This is a genomic window from Nonomuraea sp. PA05, assembly GCF_008086045.1.
Classification (GTDB): domain Bacteria; phylum Actinomycetota; class Actinomycetes; order Streptosporangiales; family Streptosporangiaceae; genus Nonomuraea; species Nonomuraea monospora.
Genome location: NZ_VSEY01000020.1, coordinates 1 through 21,930 on the forward strand (window position 1 = coordinate 1; position 21,930 = coordinate 21,930).

Annotated in this window: 23 protein-coding genes; 9 read left to right on the forward strand and 14 right to left on the reverse strand. The window is 72.1% G+C overall.

Annotated elements, in window-relative coordinates:
- Positions 1-177 precede the first annotated feature (177 nt).
- Positions 178-588, forward strand: coding sequence for a winged helix-turn-helix transcriptional regulator (locus FXF51_RS29185; protein WP_148437896.1), 411 nt, complete (start codon positions 178-180; stop codon positions 586-588).
- On the opposite strand, the gene FXF51_RS61030 is transcribed toward FXF51_RS29185, so the two are convergent.
- Complete coding sequence (locus FXF51_RS61030; protein WP_187414630.1) at positions 575-736, reverse strand: hypothetical protein; 162 nt, start codon at positions 734-736, stop codon at positions 575-577. The two genes, FXF51_RS29185 and FXF51_RS61030, sit on opposite strands and share 14 nt — an antisense overlap.
- Positions 733-2,385 carry a sodium:solute symporter family protein gene (locus tag FXF51_RS29190; RefSeq protein WP_148437897.1) on the reverse strand — a complete coding sequence of 551 codons (1,653 nt, stop codon included), beginning with the start codon at positions 2,383-2,385 and terminating at the stop codon, positions 733-735. Before FXF51_RS29190 ends, FXF51_RS61030 begins: the two co-directional genes overlap by 4 nt.
- Positions 2,386-2,423: 38 nt before the next feature.
- Between FXF51_RS29190 and FXF51_RS29195 the strand changes: the two genes are divergently transcribed.
- The gene (locus FXF51_RS29195) at positions 2,424-3,203 is read left to right on the forward strand and encodes a putative hydro-lyase (RefSeq protein ID WP_222871522.1); all 780 of its coding nucleotides are present in this window, start codon (positions 2,424-2,426) and stop codon (positions 3,201-3,203) included.
- On the opposite strand, the gene FXF51_RS29200 is transcribed toward FXF51_RS29195, so the two are convergent.
- On the reverse strand, positions 3,188-3,763 hold the full coding sequence (locus FXF51_RS29200; RefSeq protein WP_148437898.1) for an AAA family ATPase: 576 nt from the start codon (positions 3,761-3,763) through the stop codon (positions 3,188-3,190). The two genes, FXF51_RS29195 and FXF51_RS29200, sit on opposite strands and share 16 nt — an antisense overlap.
- A gap of 87 nt (positions 3,764-3,850) precedes the next feature.
- On the opposite strand from FXF51_RS29200, the gene secY reads away from it, so the two are divergent.
- The gene (gene secY, locus FXF51_RS29205) at positions 3,851-5,140 is read left to right on the forward strand and encodes a preprotein translocase subunit SecY (RefSeq protein WP_148437899.1); all 1,290 of its coding nucleotides are present in this window, start codon (positions 3,851-3,853) and stop codon (positions 5,138-5,140) included.
- Between the two features lie 56 nt (positions 5,141-5,196).
- Here secY and FXF51_RS29210 read toward each other — a convergent pair whose 3' ends face one another.
- From FXF51_RS29210 to FXF51_RS29225, 4 genes are all read right to left on the reverse strand, one after another.
- Complete coding sequence (locus tag FXF51_RS29210) at positions 5,197-5,850, reverse strand: response regulator (protein WP_148437900.1); 654 nt, start codon at positions 5,848-5,850, stop codon at positions 5,197-5,199.
- 194 nt (positions 5,851-6,044) lie between these two features.
- Positions 6,045-7,160: a sensor histidine kinase gene (locus tag FXF51_RS29215; RefSeq protein ID WP_148437901.1), complete on the reverse strand. Its 1,116-nt coding sequence runs from the start codon at positions 7,158-7,160 to the stop codon at positions 6,045-6,047.
- A gap of 45 nt (positions 7,161-7,205) precedes the next feature.
- The gene (locus FXF51_RS29220; RefSeq protein WP_148437902.1) at positions 7,206-7,589 is read right to left on the reverse strand and encodes a PPOX class F420-dependent oxidoreductase; all 384 of its coding nucleotides are present in this window, start codon (positions 7,587-7,589) and stop codon (positions 7,206-7,208) included.
- A gap of 45 nt (positions 7,590-7,634) precedes the next feature.
- Positions 7,635-8,546 (reverse strand): phosphotriesterase, encoded by a 912-nt coding sequence (locus FXF51_RS29225; RefSeq protein WP_148437903.1) that lies wholly within the window; start codon positions 8,544-8,546, stop codon positions 7,635-7,637.
- Positions 8,547-8,695: 149 nt separating this feature from the next.
- Here FXF51_RS29225 and FXF51_RS29230 point away from each other — a divergent pair, with 149 nt between their 5' ends.
- Together FXF51_RS29230 and FXF51_RS29235 are read left to right on the forward strand one after the other, a co-directional pair.
- Positions 8,696-9,151 (forward strand): TIGR02611 family protein, encoded by a 456-nt coding sequence (locus FXF51_RS29230; RefSeq protein ID WP_148437904.1) that lies wholly within the window; start codon positions 8,696-8,698, stop codon positions 9,149-9,151.
- Positions 9,152-9,270: 119 nt separating this feature from the next.
- Positions 9,271-10,206 carry a hypothetical protein gene (locus tag FXF51_RS29235; protein ID WP_148437905.1) on the forward strand — a complete coding sequence of 312 codons (936 nt, stop codon included), beginning with the start codon at positions 9,271-9,273 and terminating at the stop codon, positions 10,204-10,206.
- A 2-nt stretch (positions 10,207-10,208) separates the two neighbouring features.
- Here FXF51_RS29235 and FXF51_RS29240 read toward each other — a convergent pair whose 3' ends face one another.
- Entirely contained in the window at positions 10,209-10,529 is a 321-nt protein-coding gene (locus tag FXF51_RS29240) for a GroES family chaperonin (protein ID WP_148437906.1), read from the reverse strand.
- 95 nt (positions 10,530-10,624) lie between these two features.
- Here FXF51_RS29240 and FXF51_RS29245 point away from each other — a divergent pair, with 95 nt between their 5' ends.
- A complete protein-coding gene (locus FXF51_RS29245) occupies positions 10,625-11,188 on the forward strand; it encodes a DUF1349 domain-containing protein (protein WP_148437907.1) in 564 nt (187 codons plus the stop codon).
- 30 nt (positions 11,189-11,218) lie between these two features.
- On the opposite strand, the gene FXF51_RS29250 is transcribed toward FXF51_RS29245, so the two are convergent.
- The gene (locus tag FXF51_RS29250; RefSeq protein WP_187414631.1) at positions 11,219-12,130 is read right to left on the reverse strand and encodes an endonuclease/exonuclease/phosphatase family protein; all 912 of its coding nucleotides are present in this window, start codon (positions 12,128-12,130) and stop codon (positions 11,219-11,221) included.
- Positions 12,131-12,204: 74 nt separating this feature from the next.
- Here FXF51_RS29250 and FXF51_RS29255 point away from each other — a divergent pair, with 74 nt between their 5' ends.
- Positions 12,205-13,461: an ArgE/DapE family deacylase gene (locus tag FXF51_RS29255; protein ID WP_148437909.1), complete on the forward strand. Its 1,257-nt coding sequence runs from the start codon at positions 12,205-12,207 to the stop codon at positions 13,459-13,461.
- Here the strand turns inward: FXF51_RS29255 and FXF51_RS29260 are convergent.
- Positions 13,412-14,704, reverse strand: a complete 1,293-nt coding sequence (locus FXF51_RS29260; protein ID WP_148437910.1) for an FAD-dependent oxidoreductase — start codon at positions 14,702-14,704, stop codon at positions 13,412-13,414. The two genes, FXF51_RS29255 and FXF51_RS29260, sit on opposite strands and share 50 nt — an antisense overlap.
- A gap of 116 nt (positions 14,705-14,820) precedes the next feature.
- Between FXF51_RS29260 and FXF51_RS29265 the strand changes: the two genes are divergently transcribed.
- On the forward strand, positions 14,821-15,417 hold the full coding sequence (locus tag FXF51_RS29265; RefSeq protein WP_187414632.1) for a TetR/AcrR family transcriptional regulator: 597 nt from the start codon (positions 14,821-14,823) through the stop codon (positions 15,415-15,417).
- 83 nt (positions 15,418-15,500) lie between these two features.
- Here the strand turns inward: FXF51_RS29265 and FXF51_RS29270 are convergent, their stop codons facing one another.
- From FXF51_RS29270 to FXF51_RS29280, 3 genes are read right to left on the reverse strand one after another with little or no spacing between them, the layout of a single operon-like run.
- A complete protein-coding gene (locus FXF51_RS29270) occupies positions 15,501-16,307 on the reverse strand; it encodes an ABC transporter ATP-binding protein (protein WP_148437911.1) in 807 nt (268 codons plus the stop codon).
- Complete coding sequence (locus FXF51_RS29275) at positions 16,307-17,314, reverse strand: FecCD family ABC transporter permease (RefSeq protein WP_148437912.1); 1,008 nt, start codon at positions 17,312-17,314, stop codon at positions 16,307-16,309. Before FXF51_RS29275 ends, FXF51_RS29270 begins: the two co-directional genes overlap by 1 nt.
- The gene (locus FXF51_RS29280; protein WP_148437913.1) at positions 17,311-18,375 is read right to left on the reverse strand and encodes a FecCD family ABC transporter permease; all 1,065 of its coding nucleotides are present in this window, start codon (positions 18,373-18,375) and stop codon (positions 17,311-17,313) included. The genes FXF51_RS29275 and FXF51_RS29280 overlap by 4 nt, the downstream gene beginning before the upstream one ends.
- Positions 18,376-18,462: 87 nt before the next feature.
- On the opposite strand from FXF51_RS29280, the gene FXF51_RS29285 reads away from it, so the two are divergent.
- The gene (locus tag FXF51_RS29285; protein ID WP_148437914.1) at positions 18,463-19,470 is read left to right on the forward strand and encodes an ABC transporter substrate-binding protein; all 1,008 of its coding nucleotides are present in this window, start codon (positions 18,463-18,465) and stop codon (positions 19,468-19,470) included.
- Here the strand turns inward: FXF51_RS29285 and FXF51_RS29290 are convergent.
- Positions 19,464-21,884, reverse strand: a complete 2,421-nt coding sequence (locus FXF51_RS29290) for a helicase-associated domain-containing protein (protein WP_148437915.1) — start codon at positions 21,882-21,884, stop codon at positions 19,464-19,466. The genes FXF51_RS29285 and FXF51_RS29290 overlap by 7 nt on opposite strands.
- Positions 21,885-21,930 lie beyond the last annotated feature (46 nt).

Below are 21,930 nucleotides of genomic sequence, written 5' to 3' on the forward strand. Positions count from 1 at the left end.
CCGGACGAGCACCTCGTGCGGCTGAGGCTCGGGACGGGGGACGTCGGCCAGCTCCAGCACCTCTGGCTCGCCGAAAGAGCGGTAAACGATCGCGCGCATGTTCTTTGTCACGGAAGACATGCTGGTCAGGATGGTTCCGCTTGTGAAGAAGGCACCTGATTGGTATTCAGGTACCTGATGGATACCACCTTTCCCGATCTCAGGAGCTACGGCGGCGCGGACGCGTTCCTGCGGGCCTGCAAGCCCCGCACCGTGCTCGACCTGTTCACCAGCAAGTGGACGGGGCTCGTCATGGGCGCCCTGCTCGACGGGCCCCGCCGGTTCAACGAGCTGCGCAGGATGCTCGACGGCCTCACCCAGAAGATGTTGTCGCAGACCCTGCGCAGCCTGGAGCGCGACGGCGTGGTGACCCGCACCGTCTACCCGACGATCCCGCCGAGGGTCGAGTACGAGCTGACCGACCTGGGGCGCAGCGCCATCGGCGTGCTACAGGCCATCGGAGAATGGGCGGGCCAGCACGCCGACGAGGTGCTCGCCTCCCGCCAGGCCTACGACGAGCGCGCCAAGGAGCCGGTCAAACCCGTTTGATCCGCGCCCACACCACGAACGCGCCCCCGAACACCGCCATCGCCAGCCCCGTCCACAGATTGATCACGCTGCCCACCAGCCCCGCGACGATCAGGATCACGCCGTACAGCAGGAACAGCCCGCCGATCACCATCCGGATGTCACTCACACGATCACCCCGTAAGCCAGGACCGCCAGGACGAGCGCGCCCACGCCGAGCAGCAGCGGCGAGCGGTACCACCGCGCGTCCCCGGCCAGCGCGTCGTCCTCCAGATTCACGTCGGCGAGCCCGTACACGAGCCCGCGCAGCTCCTCCTCCGGTTTCTCCGTGGTGACCAGCGTGATCACCACGGACACCGCGATGTCCACGCCGAACGCGATCCCCGCGCCCCAGAAGCTGGCGTTCAGCTCGGTGCCGAAGTCCACCAGCCCCGCCTTGTACGAGATGTACGACGCGAAGGCCGCCACCGTTCCGGCGAGCAGCCCCCAGAACCCGGCCCACGGCGTCATCCGCCGCCAGAACAACCCGAGGATGAACGTCGCGAACAGCGGAGCGTTGAAGAAGGAGAAGAGCGTCTGCAGGTAGTTCATGATGTTGGAGTAACCGGCCGCGATGAACGCCGTGCCGACCCCCAGCCCCACGCCCGCCACGGTCGCGACCCGGCCGACCAGCAGGTAGTGCCGGTCCTCGCGGCCTGGCCGCAGGTGGGCCTGCCAGATGTCGTTGGTGAAGACCGTGTTGAACCCGCTGATGTTGGCCGCCATCCCCGCCATGAACGAGGCCAGCAGCCCGGTCACCGCGACGCCGAGCACGCCGTTCGGCAGCAGGTCGCGCATCAGCAGCGGGATCGCGTTGTTGTAGTCCTGCCCCTGGCCCCACCCGCTGTACAGCACGAGCGCGATCAGTCCCGGCAGCACGGTGATCAGCGGGATGAAGATCTTCGGGTACGCGGCGATGATCGGCGTCAGCCGGGCCGCGTTCGTGTTCCTGGCCGACAGGGCCCGCTGCACCTCGGCGAAGTTCGTCGTCCAGTAACCGAACGAGAGCACGAACCCGAGCCCGAACACGATCCCGATCCAGTGCGCCTGCATCGGGTTGTCGCCGTTGAACGTGTCCGCCCAGGTGTGCAGGCCCGCCTCGCCGAGCGTGCTCTGCCGTACCCGCTCGGCCAGCCCCGAGAACCCGCCCACCTCGATCAGCCCCAGCACCGTCAGCGGGATCAGCCCGGCCAGGATCACGAAGAACTGCAGCACCTCGTTGTAGATCGCCGAGGAGAGCCCGCCGAGCGTGATGTAGGCCAGCACGATCACCGCCGACACCACCACCGACACCACCAGCGGCCAGCCCAGCAGCGCCTCGACGACCAGGGCCAGCGCGTACAGGTTCACCCCGGCGATGAGCACCTGCGCGACGGCGAACGTGATCGCGTTCAGCAGCTGGGTGGCCGGGTTGAAGCGCCTGCGCAGGAACTCCGGCACGCTGCGCACCTTCGAGCGGTAGTAGAACGGCATCATCACCAGGCCGAGGAACACCATCGCAGGCACGGCGCCGATCCAGTAGTAGTGCAACGTCATCGCGCCGTACTGCACGCCCTGGGCCGCCATGCCGAGGATCTCGATCGCGCCGAGGTTCGCCGAGACGAACGCCAGCCCCGTGATCCACGCGGGCAGCCCGCGCCCCGCCAGGAAGAAGTCGAGGCTGGAGCTGATCCGCTTGCGTGCGGCGAACCCGATGGCGAGCACTGTCACGAAGTAGATCGCGATGAGCACATAGTCGAGGAGGTTCACGTCGAGACGCACGGCCAGGCGGCTACCCATGGTGGACCTTCGTATGCCGCCCTCATACGCTCAGGGGCGTGGATGTCGCCGACCTGAGCCCCGCGCAGGCGCGGGAGCGCTTCCGCACCGGCGAGCGGTTGCCCACCGCCGGCTGGTGCCAGGGCTGGACGCAGGCCAACCTCATCGCCGTGCCCAAACGGCTGCGGTACGAGTTGCTGCTGTTCGCCCACCGTAACCCCCAGGCGTGCCCGGTGCTCGACGTCGGCGAGCCCGGGGCGTGGTCCACCGAGCTGTTCTCCGGTGACCTGCGCACGGACCTGCCCGGCTACCGGCTCTACCTCGACGGCGAGGCGGTCGCCGACCTCGATGAAGTGGTGGCCGAGTGGCGCGAGGACCTGGTGCCGTTCCTGATCGGCTGCAGCTTCACCTTCGAGCGGGCGCTGCTGGCCGCCGGCGTGCCGGTGCGGCACCTGGAGTCCAGGACGAACGTGCCGATGTACGTCACCAGCGTGCCCTGCCGCTCCACCGGCAGCCTGTCGGGGCCGCTGGTCGTGTCGATGCGGCCGGTCCCCGGCAAGCTCGTCGCCACCGCCGTCGAGGTGAGCGGCCGCTACCCGATGGTGCACGGCGCGCCCGTGCACATCGGCGACCCGGCGGCGATCGGCATCGACGACCTCGCCAGCCCCGACTACGGGGATCCGGTGGAGGTGCGGGAGGGCGAGGTGCCGCTGTTCTGGGCGTGCGGGGTGACGCCGCAGGCGGCGGTGCTGGCCAGCGGGGTGGACTTCGCGATCGGCCACCTGCCGGGGCACATGGCGATCATGGACGTGCGGGACGACGACTACCTGGTGACCTGAGACGCGATCCCCGCCGCCGTGAGCTGCCGTCCGATCGCCGGCGCGCCCCGCCGGTTGTCGATCTCCAGATGCGGTACGACCGGCGGCTGGTCCACTCGGATGTCGCGCAGATAGCCGTCGAACGCCGCCAGCTTGCCCGCGTCCCTGCCCAGCCCTCTGGCCGTCAGCCGTTCGCGCAGGGTCGGCCCGTCGGAGCGCACCCACAGCAGCCGCACCGGCGGCCCGCCCAGCTCCGCCACCCACTCCGCCCACCTGGCCGCGTCGTGCACCTGTGTGGTGAACGGCCCGTCGAGCAGCACCGGGCAGCCGTGCCCGCGCACCTGCCTGGCGATCCTCGTCAGCCCCTCGTACTCGTGCCGCTTGATGTGCCGGTCGTACCAGGGGCCCTCGCGCTCGCCGTCGGGACGGCCGTGGGCCCGCAGCACCTCCGCCGCGAAGCCGCCGTACACGGTGTCCTTGTCGAGCAGCGCGGGCACCGGGGACAGGCGGGCGAGCAGCTCGGCCGCCACCGTCGACTTGCCCGCCCCAGGCGGCCCGCTGATCACCCAGAGCGTGCTCACGTGATCACCGTATACGCGGATCTGCGTACGCGGACGCCTCGCCTCGGCGGACGACCCCGGCCCCGCAGGACAGCAGACTCGTTGCCCATGCTGACCGTCTTGACCAGAGTCTTCCGAGCGCCGGACCTGCGGGGGAAGGTGCTGTTCACGCTGGGCGTCATCGTGCTGTTCCGGCTCGGGCAGCTCATGCCGGCCCCCGGCGTGGACATCGTGGTGGTGCGCCAGTGCCTGGGATCCGCCAGCGGCGGCGTGTTCGACATGGTGCAGATGCTCAGCGGGGGCGCCATGCTGCAGCTCTCCGTGTTCGCGCTGGGCGTCATGCCGTACATCACGGCGAGCATCGTCATGCAACTGCTCGCCGTGGTGATCCCCAGGCTGGAGGCGCTCAGGAAGGAGGGCCAGAGCGGCCAGGCCAAGATCACCCAGTACACCCGTTACGCCACGGTCGGCCTCGCCGTCCTGAACGCCGGCACCGTCGTCACCCTGGCCCGCACCGGCCGGCTCCTGCCCGGCTGCCCGCAGCCGCTGCTGCGCGACGACGGGCTGCTCGCCGTGACCGTGATCGTGCTGACCATGGTCGCGGGGGCCTGCGCGGTCATGTGGCTGGGCGAGCTGATCACCGAGCGCGGGGTCGGGAACGGCATGTCGCTGCTGATCTTCACGCAGGTCGTGGCCGTGTTCCCGGCGTACATGTCGAAGATCTTCGTGCTCAGCCCGATGAGCTTCGTGGTGATGATCGTGTCCGGGCTGTTCCTGGTCGCCGCCGTGGTGTTCGTGGAGCAGGCGCAGCGGCGGATACCGGTCTCGTACGCCAAGCAGCTCATCGGCAAGCGCATGTACGGGGGGCGGAACACCTACATCCCCATGAAGGTGAACCAGGCGGGCATCGTGCCCGTCATCTTCACCTCGTCGCTGCTGTACCTGCCGACGCTCGTGGCGCCCCTGCTCGGGGCCGAGGCGCAGGCCTGGGTGGAGCTCAACCTGACGTCCGGGACGCATCCGCTCTACATGGGGACGTACGTGCTGCTCATCGCCGGGTTCGCGTACTTCTACGTGTCGATCACCTTCAATCCCGAGGAGGTGGCCGACGGGATCCGCAAGTACGGCGGGTTCGTGCCGGGCATCCGGCCGGGGCGGCCGACGGCCGCTTACCTGGGTCACGTGCTCAGCCGGTTGACGGCGCCGGGGGCGTTGTACCTGGCGGTGCTGGCGTTGCTGCCGCTGGTGGCGTTCGCGATCCTGCGGGATCCGGGGACGCAGCAGAACTTCCCGTTCGGGGGAACCAGCATTCTGATCATGGTGGGGGTGGGGCTGGACACCGTGAAGCAGATCGAGGCCCAGCTCCAGCAGCGCAACTACGAAGGCTTCCTGAAGTAGGGGCGGGCTGGCGTTCGGGCGGGGGTGTTCGGGCGGGGGTGTTCGGGCGGGGATGTTCAGGTGGGCAGGGCGAGGCCGGCTCGCATCGCGAACACCACGAGCTGCGCCCGATCCCTGGCGTGCAGCTTCACCATGGCGCGGCTCACGTGCGTGCGCACGGTGTCGGGGCTGATCGTCAGCTCCCTGGCGATCTCCTCGTTCGACCGCCCGGTGGCCACCCACGCCACCAGCTCCCGCTCCCGGGGCGTGAGCGTCTCGATGCCCTCGACCGGGCGGGCGTCGCCGTGCCTGCCGAACAGGCCGATGACCTTCCTGGTGATGGCGGGCGAGAGCAGCGCCTCCCCGGCGGCCACCACCCGCACGGCGTTGACCAGCTCGTCGGGGGCGCTGTCCTTGAGCAGGAAGCCGCTGGCGCCGGCCTGGAGGGCGGTGAAGACGTACTCGTCCACGGCGAACGTCGTCACCACGACGATGCGGGTGCCGCGCAGCCCGGGGTCGTCGGCGATCGCGCGCAGGGCGGCCAGGCCGTCCATGCCGGGCATGCGGATGTCCAGCAGCAGGACGTCGGGGCGGGTACGGCGGATCAGCGCCAGCGCCGCCCGGCCGTCGCCCGCCTCGCCGACGCACTCCATGCCGGGCTCGCGCTCCAGCAGCGCCCGCAACCCCATCCGCACAACGGCCTGATCGTCGGCGACCGCAACCCTGATCACACCCTCAGACCCGCCCACACCCTCAGCGCCTGCCATGCCCTCAGCGCCTGCCGCACGCTCCGTGCTCGCCGCGCTCTCGGTGCTCGCCACAGCCTTAGCGCTCGCCAGACCCTCTGCGCTCGCCGCGCCCTCAGCGCTCGTCACACCTTCGGTGTTCGCCCGGCCCTCTGCGCTGGTCGAGTCCTCTGCGCCGCTCACGCCGAGACCTGCGGGAACCGGGCCTCCACCCGGAACCCGCCGCCCTCACGCGGCCCCGCCGCGAAGTGCCCGCCCGCCTCGCTCACCTTGGCGCGCATCCCGGCCAGCCCGCGCCCCTCACCCGACCCCACCGGCCCGATGCCACGGTCGGCGACCTCCACCACGAACCCGTGCGGCCCACCGGCCGCCCGCACCAGCGCCCGAGTCGGCCCCGCGTGCCGCAGCACGTTGGTGAGCGACTCGCGCACCACCCGGTAGACGGGGCTCCGCAGGTGGGCGGGCACGGCGAGGACCGGGGGATCGAGGTCCACGGGCAGCCCCGCCGCACGCACGCCGTCGATGAGCGCGGCCAGGTCGCCGGCAGGCGGGTCGATGCCGTCGAGCGCGGCCCGCAGGTGGGCGAGCGCCGTGGTGCTGGTCTCCCGGATCGCGCGCAGGGAGGCCCGCGCCTGCTCGGGGTCGTCGTCGAGGCTGACGAGCGCCAGCCCGGCCTGCATGGCGATGGCGGCCAGCCCGTGACCGGCCGCGTCGTGCACCTCCCCGGCGATCCTGGCCCGCTCCAGCACCAGCGCCGCCTCAGCACCCCCGCCGTCCAGGCAGGACGCGGCGGTCGCGTCGGCCGGGGCGGTGGTGCCGGCGGGCCAGGGCCGCACGGTCGCCGGGGGAGCGGTGCGCGCCGCGGGGATCCCCCACGCCACCGGCCGCCCCTGATCGTGCCCCGGCGCGGTCGGCAGGCACTGAGACTGCCCCGAGCCGAGCAACAGCCCCTGCGCCTGCCCGGAACCAGCCGAATGGCCCTGAGCGTGCCCCGAACCGGCCGAATACGCCTGCCCCGAACCGGCCGAATACGCCTGCGCCTGCCCGGAACCGGCCGGATTCCCCAGCGCCTGCTCACTCACGGCCGACGCGATCGGCGGCGTCTCAGCCTCTCCGGCCGCGGCAGCGGCAGCCGCGCGGGCCTGTGCGAGCCCGCTGAACGACCAGGGAACGGCCAGCCACCCGGCCCAGGCCAGCATGATGACGACCGGCACGTCACCCAGCCGGCTCAGGCGCGACAGCGCGGCGAGCGGCCTGTGCAGACGCCCGGGTCTCCGCGTGTCGTCGGTCGCCATCCCCCCACCCGCTCAGGCTCGTGTAGCCCCGATCCTAGCGAGCTTTCACACCGTGCGGCTCGCCCGAGTCCCGTCCAGCCCCCAGGAAATGATCTTGCCGGGCACGATGTGGATGACCTCGCGGGAGAAGAACGGCACGGGCGGATCGGTGTCCGTCAGGGCCACCGCCGTGCCGCGGATCTCGATGCCCCGCGCCACCCAGGGATCGACCGAGGCCAGGTCGTCGACGACGAACGACACGGTGCTGCCCCGCTGAATGTTCTTGAACTTCTTCGAGACGCCAAGCGCGTGCCCGCCGATGACGATGGTGCCGTCCTGCACGAAGAAGCCGACGGGGTTGTTCTGCACCTGGCCGTCAGGGCTGACGGTGGCGAGGCGGCCGAGCTGCCGGCCGGAGAGGTAGTCCAGTTCCGTTGCTGTGAAGGTCATGGCGCTCAGTCTGCAACCTTGACATTGGTTGAGGTCAAGGCGAGATCAGGCGGCCAGTCCCTGGGTCAGCCAGCGCAGCGGGTTGTCGTGGGTGATGAGGCGGATGACGTCCTCGGAGGTGCCCGCCTCGCGCAGCCGCGGCAGCAGCGTACGGAACAGGTGCCCGTAGCCTGGCCCGTCGTAGCGGCGCACCTGCGCCACCCGGCTCAGCCCCGTGCTGAGCAGCAGGCGCTCGGCGTGGCCGTCCTCGATGAGGCCGAGGGCGATCCTGGCGGCCTGCTCGGCGCCCAGGCCCAGCGCGCCCAGGCTGACGTACGCGCCGGACTCGGCGATCTTCCTGGCCGCGCCCAGGTCGGTGCCCGCGTACCCGACGGCGATGCGCGAGCCCGGCAGGTTCTGGCCGAGGAGGATCTCCAGCAGGGCCGGTCCGTTCTTGCCGTGGGTGGCCACGGGCAGGCGCGAGCGCAGGGAGGCGCGGGCGGCGGCGACCAGGCAGCGCTCTTCGCGCGCCGTGGGTTCCGCGCCCCAGGAGCCGACCTCGCCGATGACGCCGGGGAACACGCCCGTCCCGTCCACGCCGCTGACGATCTCCTCCATCAGGCGGGCGGTGAGCGCGTCCACGTCCTCGTCGCCGACGTTCGTGAACGGCTCGGCGAACAGGCCCGTCGAGGCGATCACCGGCACCCGGCTGCCCGCGGCGATGCGGGTCAGGGCGGCGGCGTCGCGGCCCATGCCCATGCAGGTCAGATCGACGACCAGGCCGAGCTGGTCGGACTGGCGCAGCTCGCGCAGCTCCGCGCTGACCGTCGTCTCCTCGTCGAGCCAGCGGTGCGGGTCGGAGTCGATGCCGACCGCCCAGCGCATGTCGGTACGCAGGTGCTCGTGGGGGAGAACGGTGCCGTCGATGGCGGCCACGCGTACAGGGCCGGTGACGGTACGGAGCAGAACCTCGGGCATAGCAGACATTAACCGATGTTTGCCGGACAAAGGCCGCTCTGGCGGGAAATTTTACCGAATATGGAGTTTGGTGATTTGCTAGTCGTCTGCAAGTGGTCACGCATGGGCGGGCCGTATCCTGGGTGGCACACCGACTGCCGGGGGGAAATGTGCCGATTCAGAACTCCGACACCGGCGAAGCCGACATGATCAAGAACGAGGCCGCCGGACACTCCAGCATGCCTGGGCGCCGCTCGGGCTTCAGAGGCTGGCTGGACGGTGTCCGCTCCACCCGTACGGGCGCGCTCACCCTGAAGATCGTGGTCGGCGTGATCGGCGCCGTCATGGTCGCCGGTGGGTTGATCATGGTGCCGTTCCCCGGGCCGGGGTGGCTCGTGGTGTTCGCGGGCCTGGCGGTGCTGGCCACCGAGTTCCACTGGGCGCACAAGGTGCTGGAGTTCGGCAAGCAGACGCTGCATGCCTGGACGGAGTGGTATAAGCGGCAGGGCTGGACGGTGCGCATCATCGTGCTCATCGTCACCGTGGCCGCTGCGGCGGTGATCGTCTACTTCGGCCTGCTCACGCTGGGCATCGACGTCATCGAGATCGCTCAGCGCTTCATCTAGCCCCGCGCCGGCCTCCTGGCCGTACGCGGGCGCCCGAGCCGGAGCTCAGGCCCGCCCGCATCCAGACCCGGTCGTTATCGCCGCCCGGAATCCGCCGATCCGCTGTCTATTCTGCGGGCGTGATCGCTCACCTCGTCCTCGCCCTGTCCATGACGCTCACCCCCACCGCCGCCGCTCCCGCGCGGGCGGACCTGACGCTCCCCGGCACAGGTGGCGTGAAATATCGCGAAAAGGCGGGCGATCCCGTACGCCTGGCCGCCTACGGGCTCGGCACCAGGCGCACGTACCTGAGATCGGCCACCGGCAACGCCTTCACCTGGGAGAAGACGCTGTCCGAAGTGTCCGTCTCGCCGGGCAACCGCTGGACGGCAGGCGTGCCCACCGCCTACCGCTCCGGCTACGACACCCTCGTCGTCACCGACCGCACCACCGGCCGGGCCGCCGGCATCCGCACCGTCAAGAAGCCGATGACCGCCTCCTACGTGTCCTGGTCGCGCGACGCCAGGCGCGTCGCGCTCACGGTCGAGCGCAAGGTGAGCGGCAAGTGGCGGGTGCTCGGCTACACGGTCGTGGACGTGGTCTCCAAGACCGCCCGCACGGTGCGCATCTCCGGCCTGAGCGCGGAGGCGGGCTTCTGGTGGAGCCCCGACGGCAACCTCGTCTCCCGGCACGGCGCCGGCCTGCGCGTCCACCGGGTCTCCGACGGCGCCGTCCTGCGCACGTACGCGAGCGCCGGGCTGCCCACGGGCCCCGAGGACGCGTTCTCGCCCTCGGGCAAGCGGCTGGTCACCTGGTGCCCGTCCCGCTTCAAGGAGCACGTCTGCCTGATCGACCCGGCCACCGGCCGGATCGCGCAGCGGGTGGCGGCGCGGCCGGAGGCGGTGTTCGGCTGGTGGGACGACAGCCATCTCGTCGCCGTCATGGCGCACGGCGGCGCCTACCGCCTGTCGGTGCTCGACCTCAGCGGCAGGGTCACCCGTGTGCTGGCCGGCCTGCCCGCCCGGACGTGGGCCGCCGACCTGTGGCTCTCCTTCACCCGGACGGGAACTTCATAGGCTCAGAGGTACAGGCCGGTGCCGTGGTCGGTCTCCTGGGTGGCCACGGCGTGCAGGTCGCGCTCACGCATCACCAGGTACACCCTGGCGTGCACCTCCACCTCGAACTGGTCCTCCGGGTTGAACAGCACCTTGTCGCCCACTTTGACCGAGCGCACGTTCGTGCCGACGCCGCAGACCTCGCCCCATGCCAGGCGGTTGGCCATCTTGACCGTCGCGGGGATGACGATCCCGGAGCCGCTGCGCCGCTCCTCGGCCTCCTGCTCCAACCTGATCATGACTCGGTCGTGCAGCATCTGAATCTCGAACTTGGGCTCTACCACAGGCTCAAGTTTACGAGCAGGCGGACGCGCGGGCCCCCATGACGCTCACACCCGGCCACCTACCGTGACGGGAACGATCATGGGAGGATGACGCCATGATCATGGCCTTCGGCGAGACCGGCTGGCAGTGGCTGAACGCCCCGCGGCAGTGGACCGTGGACGACGGCCTGAGCCTCTTCTGCGACCAGAGCACCGACCTGTGGCGCACCACCCACTACGGCTACGTCACTGACAACGCGCACCTGTTCGGCCGCACCGTCCCCGGCGACGCGCGCCTCACCGTCACCTTCTCCGGTGAGTACGCCGAGCAGTACGACCAGGCGGGCGCCGTGCTGCGGATCGACGAGCACAACTGGATCAAGGCCGGGGTGGAGTACGTCGACGGCGGCTTCCACCTGAGCACCGTCGTGACCAGGCAGTTCTCCGACTGGTCGGTGCTGCCGCTGGGCCGGCCCGCGAGCGCGGTGACGTTCGCCCTGGAGCGGGTGGGCGACGCGGTCACCGTGCGGTACGGCCTGGACGGCGCCGCGCCCGAGACCATGCTGCGCCTGGCCTACTTCCCGCCGGGCGCGCCCGCGCTGGCGGGCGCCATGGCCGCCGCTCCCGTCGGCAAGGGCTTCGCCGTCCGCTTCACGGACATCCGCGTCACGGCCCCCTGAGCCAGGCCGACACGCGAAGAGCTGTTCCCGTCACGGCAGCTTGAGCTCGGCGAACACCGGCCGGTGGTCGGTGCCGTCGAGCCTCAGCACCTCGAAGCTCCGCACCGCCATCCGCGAGTCCGCCAGCACATGATCGATGGTCACCCCCGGCGACTGCGCCAGCGACCCGAACTGCGGCCACGTCGCCACGAACCCCTGCCCCATCACGTCCGCGGCGTCCCGATACCCGGAGTCCAGCAGGTCACGCACCGCGAGATGGTCGAGCGTGGCGTTGAAGTCGCCCGCCAGCACCCGCAACTCCTTCCCGCCGCCCCGGGGCAGCGCCTCCAGCCCGGCCCGCCAGCACGGCTGCCGCCCCGCCCGCTTGGGCGCGCACGGATGCACGGAGACGACCTCGATCCGCTGCCCGCCCGGATGCGACAGCCACGCCCTGGCCTGCCCGAAGGAGCCGATCTTGATGAAGCCGCCGTCCTTGAGCGGATGCCGCGCGTAGACGGCCGACCCGCCCACCCCCGTCAGCGGCTTGGTGACGGCGTGCGGCAGGGCCCGGCGCAGCCCGGCCTGCTCCAGCCGTTCCATGGCGTCGGGCGTGAACTCCTGCAACGCCAGCACGTCCGGCTTGAGCCGTTCGACCAGGGCGATCAGCCCGGCCGTGTCGGCCCGGCCGACCAGCAGGTTGGCCGCGAGCACCCGCAGCCGCGGCCCCCCGGCGTCGGGGTTGCCGTCCGTGAGCGCGCGCGGCAGCACGGCGGGCACCAACGCCAGCACCGACACGAGCGCGACGGTGCCCGCCGCCCAGCGCCGCAGCACGCAGGCCAGCACCAGCCCGATCACGGCCGCGCACACCGCGTAAGGCGTGTACGCCACCGCCGGCACCCACGGCCAGTCCGGCTCGAACCCGCTCAGCCGCACCACCGCCCACAGGGCGAAGGGCACCACCACGATCCAACTCGTCCAAGTACGCACGCCCTGTATCGCCACAAACCCGGATGAGGGTTCATGAGAAGGTGTGCACCATGCAAGAGGCAGAGATCAGGGTCCTCGACGCCATCGACGAGGCCGAAACCGTGAGCCTGCTGGCCGAGACCGTCAGGGTCCCCAGCGTCACCGGCACCGACGCCGAGTCGGACCTCCAGCACCGCATGGCCCGCCTGCTCACCGAGGCGGGCATGGACGTGGACGTCTGGAAGCTCGACCTCGCCGACCTGACCTCCCGCCCCGGCTTCCCCGGCACCGAGGCCCCGCGAGCCGAGGGGTACGGGGTCGTCGCCGTCACCCCGGGCGGCGAGGGCCCGCCCGCGCTGGCGCTGCAGGGCCACGTGGACGTGGTGCCGACGGGCGACCTGGCCAAGTGGGCGGGCAGCGACCCGTTCGCCGCCCGGATCACCGGCGACGTGCTGCACGGGCGCGGCGCCTGCGACATGAAGGCCGGCCTCGTGGCGAACCTGGCCGTGGCCCGCGCGATCAAACGGTCGGGGATCAGGCTGGCCAGGCCGCTGGCCGTGCACTGCGTGATCAGCGAGGAGGACGGCGGGCTCGGCGCGTTCGCCACCCTGGCCAGGGGGCACACGGCCGAGGCCGCGGTGATCACCGAGCCCACCAGCGGCGCGGTCATCACCGCCAACGCGGGCGCGCTGACGTTCCGGCTGGAGATCGCGGGACGGGCCGCGCACGGCGCCACCCGGTACGAGGGCGTCAACGCGATCGAGGCGTTCTGGCCGGTGTTCCAGGCGATCAGGCGGCTGGAGGCCGAGCGCAACAGGGACGTGCCGGAGCTGTTCGCGGGCAACGCGATGCCGTACCCGATCGAGGTCGGCACCGTGCGGGCCGGCGACTGGGCCAGCACCGTGCCCGACCTGCTGGTGGCGGAGGGGCGCCTAGGAGTGCGGCTGGACGAGGACCCCGCGGCGGCGCGGGCGGCGTTCGAGGAGGCGGTGGCGCGGGTGGACGACCCGTGGCTGCGCGCCAACCCGCCGGTGGTGACGTGGCCGGGCGGGCAGTTCGCCAGCGGCCGGCTGCCGGCCGGGCACGAGCTGCTCGACCAGGTGGGCAGGGCCGTCGAGGACACGACGGGCGCGCGGCCCGCGCAGACGGCGGCGCCGTACGGGAGCGACCTGCGGCTCTACGCGGCGGGCGGCATTCCGGCGCTGCACTACGGCCCGGGGGACGTGCGGTTCGCGCACGCCCCCAGGGAGCAGGTCGAGCTGCGGGAGCTGCGGGAGGTCACGCGGGCACTGGCACTGCTCGCTGTGCGCCGCTGCGCAGCACTCTGACCAGCGCGGCCGGGCTCATCAGCGCCGGTGGCGGGTCGTAGAGGTTCGTGACGCGCAGGAAGCGCCGCGTCAGCTCGGGGTCGTGCGCGGCGGCGGCGTGGAAGCGGTCCAGGTAGGCGCCGATCAGCCGCATCTTCTGCGTCGGGTTGCCGTGCGTGGCGGGCAGCCGCAGGTCGGCGCCGACGGTGATCTCCCAGGGGATGTCCACGACGGCGGCGATCCGCCGGAAGAACGCCTTCGCGCTCAGGTCGGTGTCGAGCAGTTCCCTGGCCTCCAGGGCGGAGACCGTCATGCCCTGGCCGTACAGGGGGTTGAAGGAGCAGACCGCGTCGCCGGTGACGAGCAGGCCGTCGGGGAAGGAGCCGAGCTGCTCGTAGCGGCGCCTGACGGCGGTCGGCGTGTGGTAGGCGCGCGGCTCCCCGAGCGGCTCCGCCGTCATGATCAGGTGGTGCAGGTCGGGCGCGGTGAGGGTCGCGGCGTAGGCGGCGAAACCGGCGGCGCCGGGCGGCGGGCCCTCGCCGTACCCGGCCAGGGTGACGACCCAGCGCTCGTCCTCCAGCGCCAGCGCGACCCCTGCGCGCGGCACTTCGGGCGTGGGGCCGACGACGGCGAGCAGGTCGCCTGCGAGGTGGTCGTCGCGGCGGCGGAACTCGCGCGTGCCGTACCGCATGTCGATCGCCACCCGCTCCTCCCTGGGCGGCCGGCACCCCAGGTCGCCGAGCCACAACGGCGTGCGGGAGCCGCGGCCGGCGGCGTCCACGACGAGGTCGGCGGGGATGCGCTCGCCGTCGGCCAGCCGCACCCCGGTGACGCGGCCCTCGCGGGCCAGCAGCCCGGTGACGGTCCGCTCGGCCAGCACCCGGACGCCGGGCAGGCCGCTCACCCTGCGTCGCACCTGCCCTTCCAGCAGCGGCCGGCTGACCATCAGCGCGCTGAGCCCGCTGGGGCCGCGGGCCAGCCGGTGGCCCGCGTGCACGTGACGGGCCCTGTCCTGCATGTCGCCCCTGATGGCGCCCTGCGCGACGAGCTCGGCCGTGATGCCGGGCAGCAGCTCGTCCATGATCTCGCTGCCCCTGGCGAGCAGCCCGTGCGCGTGCCGGCTCTGACCCGTGCCCCTGCGGTGCGCGTCGACGGCCGGGAGCCTGTCGCGGTCGAGCACCGTGACTTGGGCGAAGCGTCGGTGCAGGGCCGCCGCGGACAGCAGGCCGGCGATGCTCGCCCCGATGACGACGGCGTGGTCCATATGGTGTCTCCCCCTATGAAGCTGTTCTGAGCATTCGCCAGAGGGTCGCCCGCGGATGGATTTTCTTCCACGTCTTTTGGCGCGTTCCAGCCGCAGGGAATTGGACTAAAGTCCGGATGGTGCGGGAAACGTCGCTGGAGCTGCTGATGAGCCGGCCCGTCCAGGAGCGGGCGGACGCGGCACGCAACCGGGAGAAGGTGCTGGCCGCGGCGGCGCGGCTGTTCGCCGAGAAGGGGGTGGACGCGGTCTCGATGGACGCCGTGGCCGCCGAGGCGGGGGTCGGCAAGGGCACGCTGTTCCGGCGCTTCGGCGACAAGTCGGGGCTGGCGGTGGCGCTGCTCGACGCTCGCGAGCGCGACCTCCAGCAGCGCATCCTGTCGGGGCCGCCGCCGCTCGGGCCCGACGCGCCGGCCCGCGAGCGGCTGGTCGCGTTCGTACGGGCCTACCTCGACTTCCTCTTCGCCCACCTCGACCTGGTGCGCATGTCGGAGACGGCCAGCCCCGGGGCGCGTTACCGGATCGGGGCGTACTGGTTCTGGCACCGGCACGTGACCATCCTGCTGGCGCAGGCCAGGGGCGGCGACGCCGACGTCCTGGCGCACACGTTGCTCGCCTCGATGCAGGCGGAGCTGGCGGAGGTGCTCCAGGGCGAGTACGGCCGCGACCGCGCGATCGCCGCCGTCACCACCCTGGCCGAGGCACTGACGACCTGAGCCGTTTCACACCGGTCTCCGGACCGGGCCGCCGGCGTGTGCGCGCGTCTCCAGGAAGGACCCCCGCCGAGTACGGCGGAGGCTCAGGAGGAGGCGGTCACCCGCCGCCGCGCCTCAGGGACGATGAGCGGAGTGCCCGACTGCGGGTCCTGGATGATCTCGCACCGCAGGTCGAACACCTCGTGCACCAGCTCAGGCGTGACGATCTCGGTGGGGTCGCCCTCGGCCACGATCTGCCCGCCCCGCATCACGATCAGATGCGTCGCGTACCGGCACGCCTGGTTGAGGTCGTGCAGCACCGCCACCATGGTCCGCCCCTGCTCGTGCAGCTCGGCGCAGAGGTCCAGCACCTCGATCTGGTGGGAGATGTCCAGGAACGTGGTGGGCTCGTCGAGCAGCAGGATCGGCGTCTCCTGGGCCAGCGCCATGGCCAGCCACACCCGCTGCCGCTGCCCGCCCGACAGCTCGTCCACGATCCGGTCGGCCAGCTCGGCCACGTCGGTGGCGCGCATGGCCTCCGACACGGCGGCCTCGTCGGCCTTCGACCACTGCCGCATGAGCTTCTGGTGCGGGTACCGGCCGCGCGCCACCAGGTCGGCCACGGTGATGCCGTCGGGCACGATGGAGCTCTGCGGGAGCAGGCCGAGCCGCCGCGCCACCTCCTTCGACGGCAACGAGGTGATCACGCTGCCGTCGAGGTGCACGGCGCCGGTCTTCGGCTTGAGCATCCTGGCCAGGGCCCGCAGCAGGGTGGACTTGCCGCAGGCGTTCGGGCCGATGATCACAGTGAACGACTCGTCGGGGATCGTCACGCTGAGGTCCGTGGCCACGACGCGCTGGTCGTAGGCGAGGGTCAGGCCGGTACCGGTCAGACGGGAAGCAGGGGCCATCAGTGACGGTCCTTTCGCAGGAGCAGAACGAGATAGGTGCCGCCGATGGCGGCGGTCAGCACACCGACGGGGAGCTGGGTGGGGGCGAGCACCCGCTGGGCGGCCAGGTCGGCGGCGGTCAGCAGGACGGCGCCCATGAGGGCTGAGGAGGCCAGCGTGACGCCGGGGGAGCGGGTCAGCCGCCGGGCGAGCTGCGGCGCGGCCAGGGCGACGAAGACGACGGGCCCGGCGGCGGCGGTGGCCACGCCCGCCAGCAGCACGCCGGCGGTGACGGCGGCGGCGCGCACGACCTCGACCTTGATGCCCATGGCCTTGGCCGCGTCGTCGCCCATCTCGATCATCCGCATCGGCCGCGCGACGTACAGGCACAGCGGCAGCAGCACGAGCAGCGCCAGCGCGACCGGCCAGGCGTGGTCCCAGCCGCGCCCGCTGAGGCTGCCGGTGAGCCAGGCGCCCGCGTTGGCCGCGTCGTTGATGTTGGCCCGGGTCAGCAGGTAGGAGTTGACGGCCAGCAGCAGCGCGTTCGCGCCGATGCCGACCAGGACGAGCCGGTAGCCCTGGACGCCGCCCCGGTAGGCCAGCAGGTACACCAGCACGGCCGTCACCACGCACCCGGCGAGCGCGCCGCCGGCGATCGTCATGGCCGACCCGCCCGCCACGACGGCGAGGATGCCGCCCGTGGAGGCGCCGGCGGTGAAGCCGATGAAGTCGGGGCTGCCCAGGGGGTTCCTGGTGAGGCTCTGGAAGATGGCCCCGCTGACGCCGAACGCGGCCCCGACCAGCAGCCCGGTCACCACGCGCGGGGCGCGCAGCTTGCCGACGATCAGCTCGGCGACCGGCGTGCCCTGCCCGAAGATCGCGGAGACGATGTCGGGAACGGGCACGGTGAACTCGCCCGTGGACAGCGCCGCCACGGTGACGAGGAAGCCGAGCACGACGAGGAGGCCGCCGACGAGCAGGGCGCGGGGCGCGAGCCGTACGGACCAGGAGCCGACGCGGACGTTCACAGCGCGGCCACCCGCTTCCGCCTGGCGAGCATGATGAAGATCGGCGCGCCGATGACCGCCCACACGATGCCCACCTGCACCTCTCCCGGCCGGGCGATGAGCCGTCCGATCACGTCCGCGCCCAGCAGCAGGATCGGCGCGGCCAGCGCCGAGTACGGCAGCACCCACCGCTGGTCCGGGCCGACCAGGGCGCGCACGGCGTGCGGCACGATCAGCCCGACGAACACCAGCGGCCCGGCGGCGGCGGTGGCGGCGCCGCACAGCAGGGTGACGGCCACGCCGGTGAGGATCCTGGTCCTGTTCACCGCGAGGCCCAGCGCCTTGCCCGCGTCCTCGCCGAGCGCCAGCATGTTGAGCGGCCTGGCCAGCAGCAGCCCGAGCACCAGCCCGGCGATCATGAAGGGCGCGAGCCGCACCAGCGTGCCGGCGGTCTGCCCGGCCAGCGAGCCGGTCAGCCAGAACCGCATCCGGTCGAAGGTCTGGGTGTCCATGCGGAGGATGGCCGAGGCGACGGCGGTGCACACCATGCCGAACGCGACTCCGGCCAGGGCCAGGCGGACCGGGCTGGAGCCGGAGCGGCCGGCGGAGGCGAGCGCGTACACCAGGACGGAGGCGAGCGCTGCGCCGCCGAAGGCGAACCACACGTAGACGGCGGGGTCGCTGAGCCCGAACACGCCCAGGGCCAGTGTCACGCCGAGCATGGCGCCCTGGTTGATGCCCAGCAGGCCGGGGTCGGCCAGCGGGTTGCGGGTCAGGCTCTGCATGAGCGCGCCGGCCAGCCCGAGCGTGGCCCCCACGCCGAGCCCGAGCAGCGTGCGCGGGACGCGCAGCTCCCGGATGACCGTGTGGTCGCTGGAGCCGTCCGGCGCCACGAACGCGTCGATCACGGTGCTGAACGACACCGAGCGGGCGCCCAGCGCCACGCTCGCCAGGGCGACCAGCGCCAGCAGCCCGACCGTGACGACCAGCCCGGCGACGAGCACCGGGCGACGTCCCCTGGGCCGCCGTTCGCCGTCTTCCTGGCCCACTCCGGCCGCGACCGCATCCTCAGCCGGACGCACCCGACCTCCTCTCGTGGCAAGTCAAACTTAGGCAAGGCTAATCTAATAGCCACATAAGAAGGCAAGCCTAACCAGAGGGGGACGCACATGTCAGGACCGGTACTGGCTCGCAGGGGCTTCCTGTCGGGTGCGGCGGGACTCGCGGCGGCCCTGACACTCGCGGCGTGCGGAGACGGCGGGACGAGCACGCAGGCGACCCCCGCGGCCTCCGCACCCTCCGCTCAGGGCTGGACGTTCACCGACGACCGTGGCAAGAAGCTGGCGCAGCCCAAGGTTCCCACCCGGATCGTCGCCCAGGTGGGCGCCGCCGCCGCCCTGTGGGACTTCGGCGTGCGCCCGATCGGCGTCTTCGGCCCGCACAAGCTGACGGACGGCACCAGGGACCCGCAGGCAGGCAACGTGGACATCACCAAGGTCACGGGCCTGGGCAACGTCTGGGACGAGTTCAACGTCGAGCAGTACATCGCGCTGCAGCCCGACCTGCTCGTCAGCGGCATGTACATCAACGGCACCCTCTGGTACGTGCCCGAGAAGTCCAAGGACACCATCGAGCAGGTCGCCCCGACCGCCGGCGTGATGCTCACCGGCAAGAGCGCCACCGAGGTGATCGGCAAGTACGAGGAGCTGGCCAGGTCGCTCGGCGCCGGCATGGAGGGCGTGCCCGAGGCCAAGGCCCGCATGGAGGCGGCCACCAAGGAGCTGAGCCGGTTCAAGCACCTCAAGATCCTCCTGGTGTCGGGCGGCGCGGACGCCCTCTGGGTGGTCAACCCGCCCGAGTACCCGGACATCGTGCACATGGTCGACGCTGGGCTGAACGTCGTCACGCCCTCCAAGGTCGACGAGGGCGGCTTCTTCCAGACGCTGAGCTGGGAGAACGCCGACGAGTACGACGCCGACGTGATCCTCTACGACACGCGCACGCAGGCGCTCAAGCCCGAGGAGATGCTGAAGAAGCCCACCTTCGCCAAGCTCCCCGCGGTCAAGGCCGGCCAGCTCTACCCGTGGTCCGCCGAGGCGCCCTTCAGCTACCAGGGTTACGCCACATTCCTGGAGGAGCTGGTGGCGAACCTGAAGAAGGCCGAACCCCTTCAGTAGGCCCCGCGGACCTCGACGATCTCGGCGAGGGGGAACTCCAGGTAGTCGCCCGCCTCCTCGCACCAGGCGTCCAGCGCGCCGCCCTTCAGCTCGCCGTGGCTGATCGTGGCGGTCAGCCCGCCGGTCAGCGTGATGCCGGCGCGCACGCCCCGGTCGACCACGAACCCGAGCAGCGACTGCTGCGCCGTCGGCAGCCTGGTCGCCATCCTGCCGATGATGGCCCAGGTGCGGCCGTTCCTGTCGTCGCCCGCCCGGCCGGCGGCGACGAGGCGGCGGGCGTGCTCGTACGGGTCGGGCGGCGGCTCGGCCAGCATGTGGGGCGGCGCCTCGAACTCCGCCAGGCCGGGAAAGTCGGACAGCTCCGCCACCTGCCCGCCGGGCAGCAGGATGAGCTTGCCCGGCGCGCTCTCCTCGGCCCTGACCCGGTGGATGGTGATCTCCCCGGTGTCGGAGACGGGCACGGGGGAGTAGCCGACCTCGCGCAGCGCGGCCAGCGTGCGGTCGGCCGGCGCGCCGCTGACCAGCACCGTAGGGGCCAGCAGCCGCAGCCCGAGCCGGCCCAGCCGCCGGTGCGCGGCGATCTCGGCGAGCAGTGTGGGGTCGGTGGCCTGCACCACGCAGCCGACCGTGCTCACGGTCACCTCGCCGTGCCTGCGAGCGGTGTCGCGGACCAGGTATTCGAGCGGCTGCGGGATGGTGCCGACCGCGGCCAGCTCGTCGAGCAGATCGTCGGCGTCGTAGCCCTGGTCGAGCGCGCGCCGCACGCTCGGCGTGGTGAAGCGCCACACCGAGGCGGCGCCGCGGGACTCGCGGTCGGCGCAGCGGTCGAGCAGCGCCGCCAGCTCCGCCGACGGCGGCCCGGTGACGACGGCGGTCAGGTCGGGCCCGAACAGCGCGCTCCTGCGCACGCTGGCCAGCGCCCTGGTGGCGGCCTCGGCGAGCACCGGGTCGTGCTCGACCATGGGCACGGCGTCGTCGTTCTCGTCGCCGGGCTTGGCCGTCAGGCCGGCCAGCGCGCGGCCGAGGTCGGTCAGCGTGTTGTTGGCCAGCAGCCCGAGCAGCCTGGCCTCGTCGAGGACGGCGGGCGCGCACTCGCGCAGCAGCGCCTTGTCGAGCAGCGGGGCGTGCCAGTGGACGGCGGCGATGAGGCTGTCGCGGTCGGCGAAGGCCGTGCCGGCGGGCAGGTGGGCGAGCACGGCCAGCACGGCCCTGCGCACCTGGGCGAGCGCGGCGCCGGCGGGGTCGTCGCCGAGCACGGTGCCGTACCTGCCGTCGATCTTGCGCAGCGAGGAGCGCTCCATCCGCCACCACGCCGCCAGCAGCACCCGCAGGCGGGCGGAGCCCTCGTCGAGCCGCCACCGGTCGAAGCGCTCGGTGGGGATCATGCCGCCGGACGGCTCGTCCCAGGCCAGCAGCCTGGCGACCGCGCACACCTCCAGCAGCAGCCGTGTCTCGTCCTCGTCGCAGCCGGTCTCCTTGGCCATCCTGCGCACCTCGCGCACGCCCACGCCGCCGGTCTTGAGCAGCGGCAGCGGCGTCTTGGAGGTGTTGTCGAGCAGGGCCGCGCACCGCTCGACCACGTGCGGGGCGGCCAGCGTCATCAGGTGGTCGACCTCCTCGGGGTCGACCGGGATGGTGGCCATCTCGGGCGCGTCGGGCAGGAAGGCCGGGTGGTAGCCGGAGCCGCGCAGGCAGATCGCCACCTCGCGGGGGATCTCGGCCTTGTGCCAGCTCGGCCGGAAGAGCAGGCCGTGGTCGGCGCACCACCGCTCGGGCGTGCCGGGGCTGACGAACCTGGCGCCGTCCACGGTGAGTGCGGGGCCGTCCCAGGCGAAGCGGTCGAGCAGCGGGACGGTGCCGTCGGGGGCGTGGCGCATCAGCGCCCTGATGCGGTCGGTGTCGCTGAGCGCCTCGATGACGCGGGTGATCATGCGGCGCTTGTTGCCCTGCACAGGCAGGCCGAGGTTGCGGGCGAGCGCGTGCAGCGCGTCGTTGCTGATGGACCAGGCGTTCAGGTAGTGGTCGAGCGGCTCGCCGAGGCTGAGCGGCGCGGCCCACCAGCGCGAGACGCCCTCGGCGAGGTGGATGACGCCGTCGTCGCCGGGCCAGGCCAGCGCGTGGTCGTAGAGGTGCTCCAGCCAGGGCGTCACCTCGTCGGGCGGGCTGCTGAGGAAGCGCGCCAGCGACTCGGCGGTGGGGCGGGTCATGGCCAGGGTGGTCTCGGCGACCTGGAGGCAGGGCAACGGCAGGCCGCGCAGGGTCTCGATCACGGCGACGGCGTTGCCGAGCCGCTGGGCCAGGGTGTCGAGCCGCCTGGGCCAGGGCGCGGCGATGGCGTCGGGCCGGTTGGCCAGGATGCGGCCAAGCCTGTCCTCGTCCAGTGTTCGCAGCCAGCCGAGCAGGTGATCTTCCATCTGTCAGCACTCTCATGGGGTCGCGCGCGGGACTCACCGTGAGCCA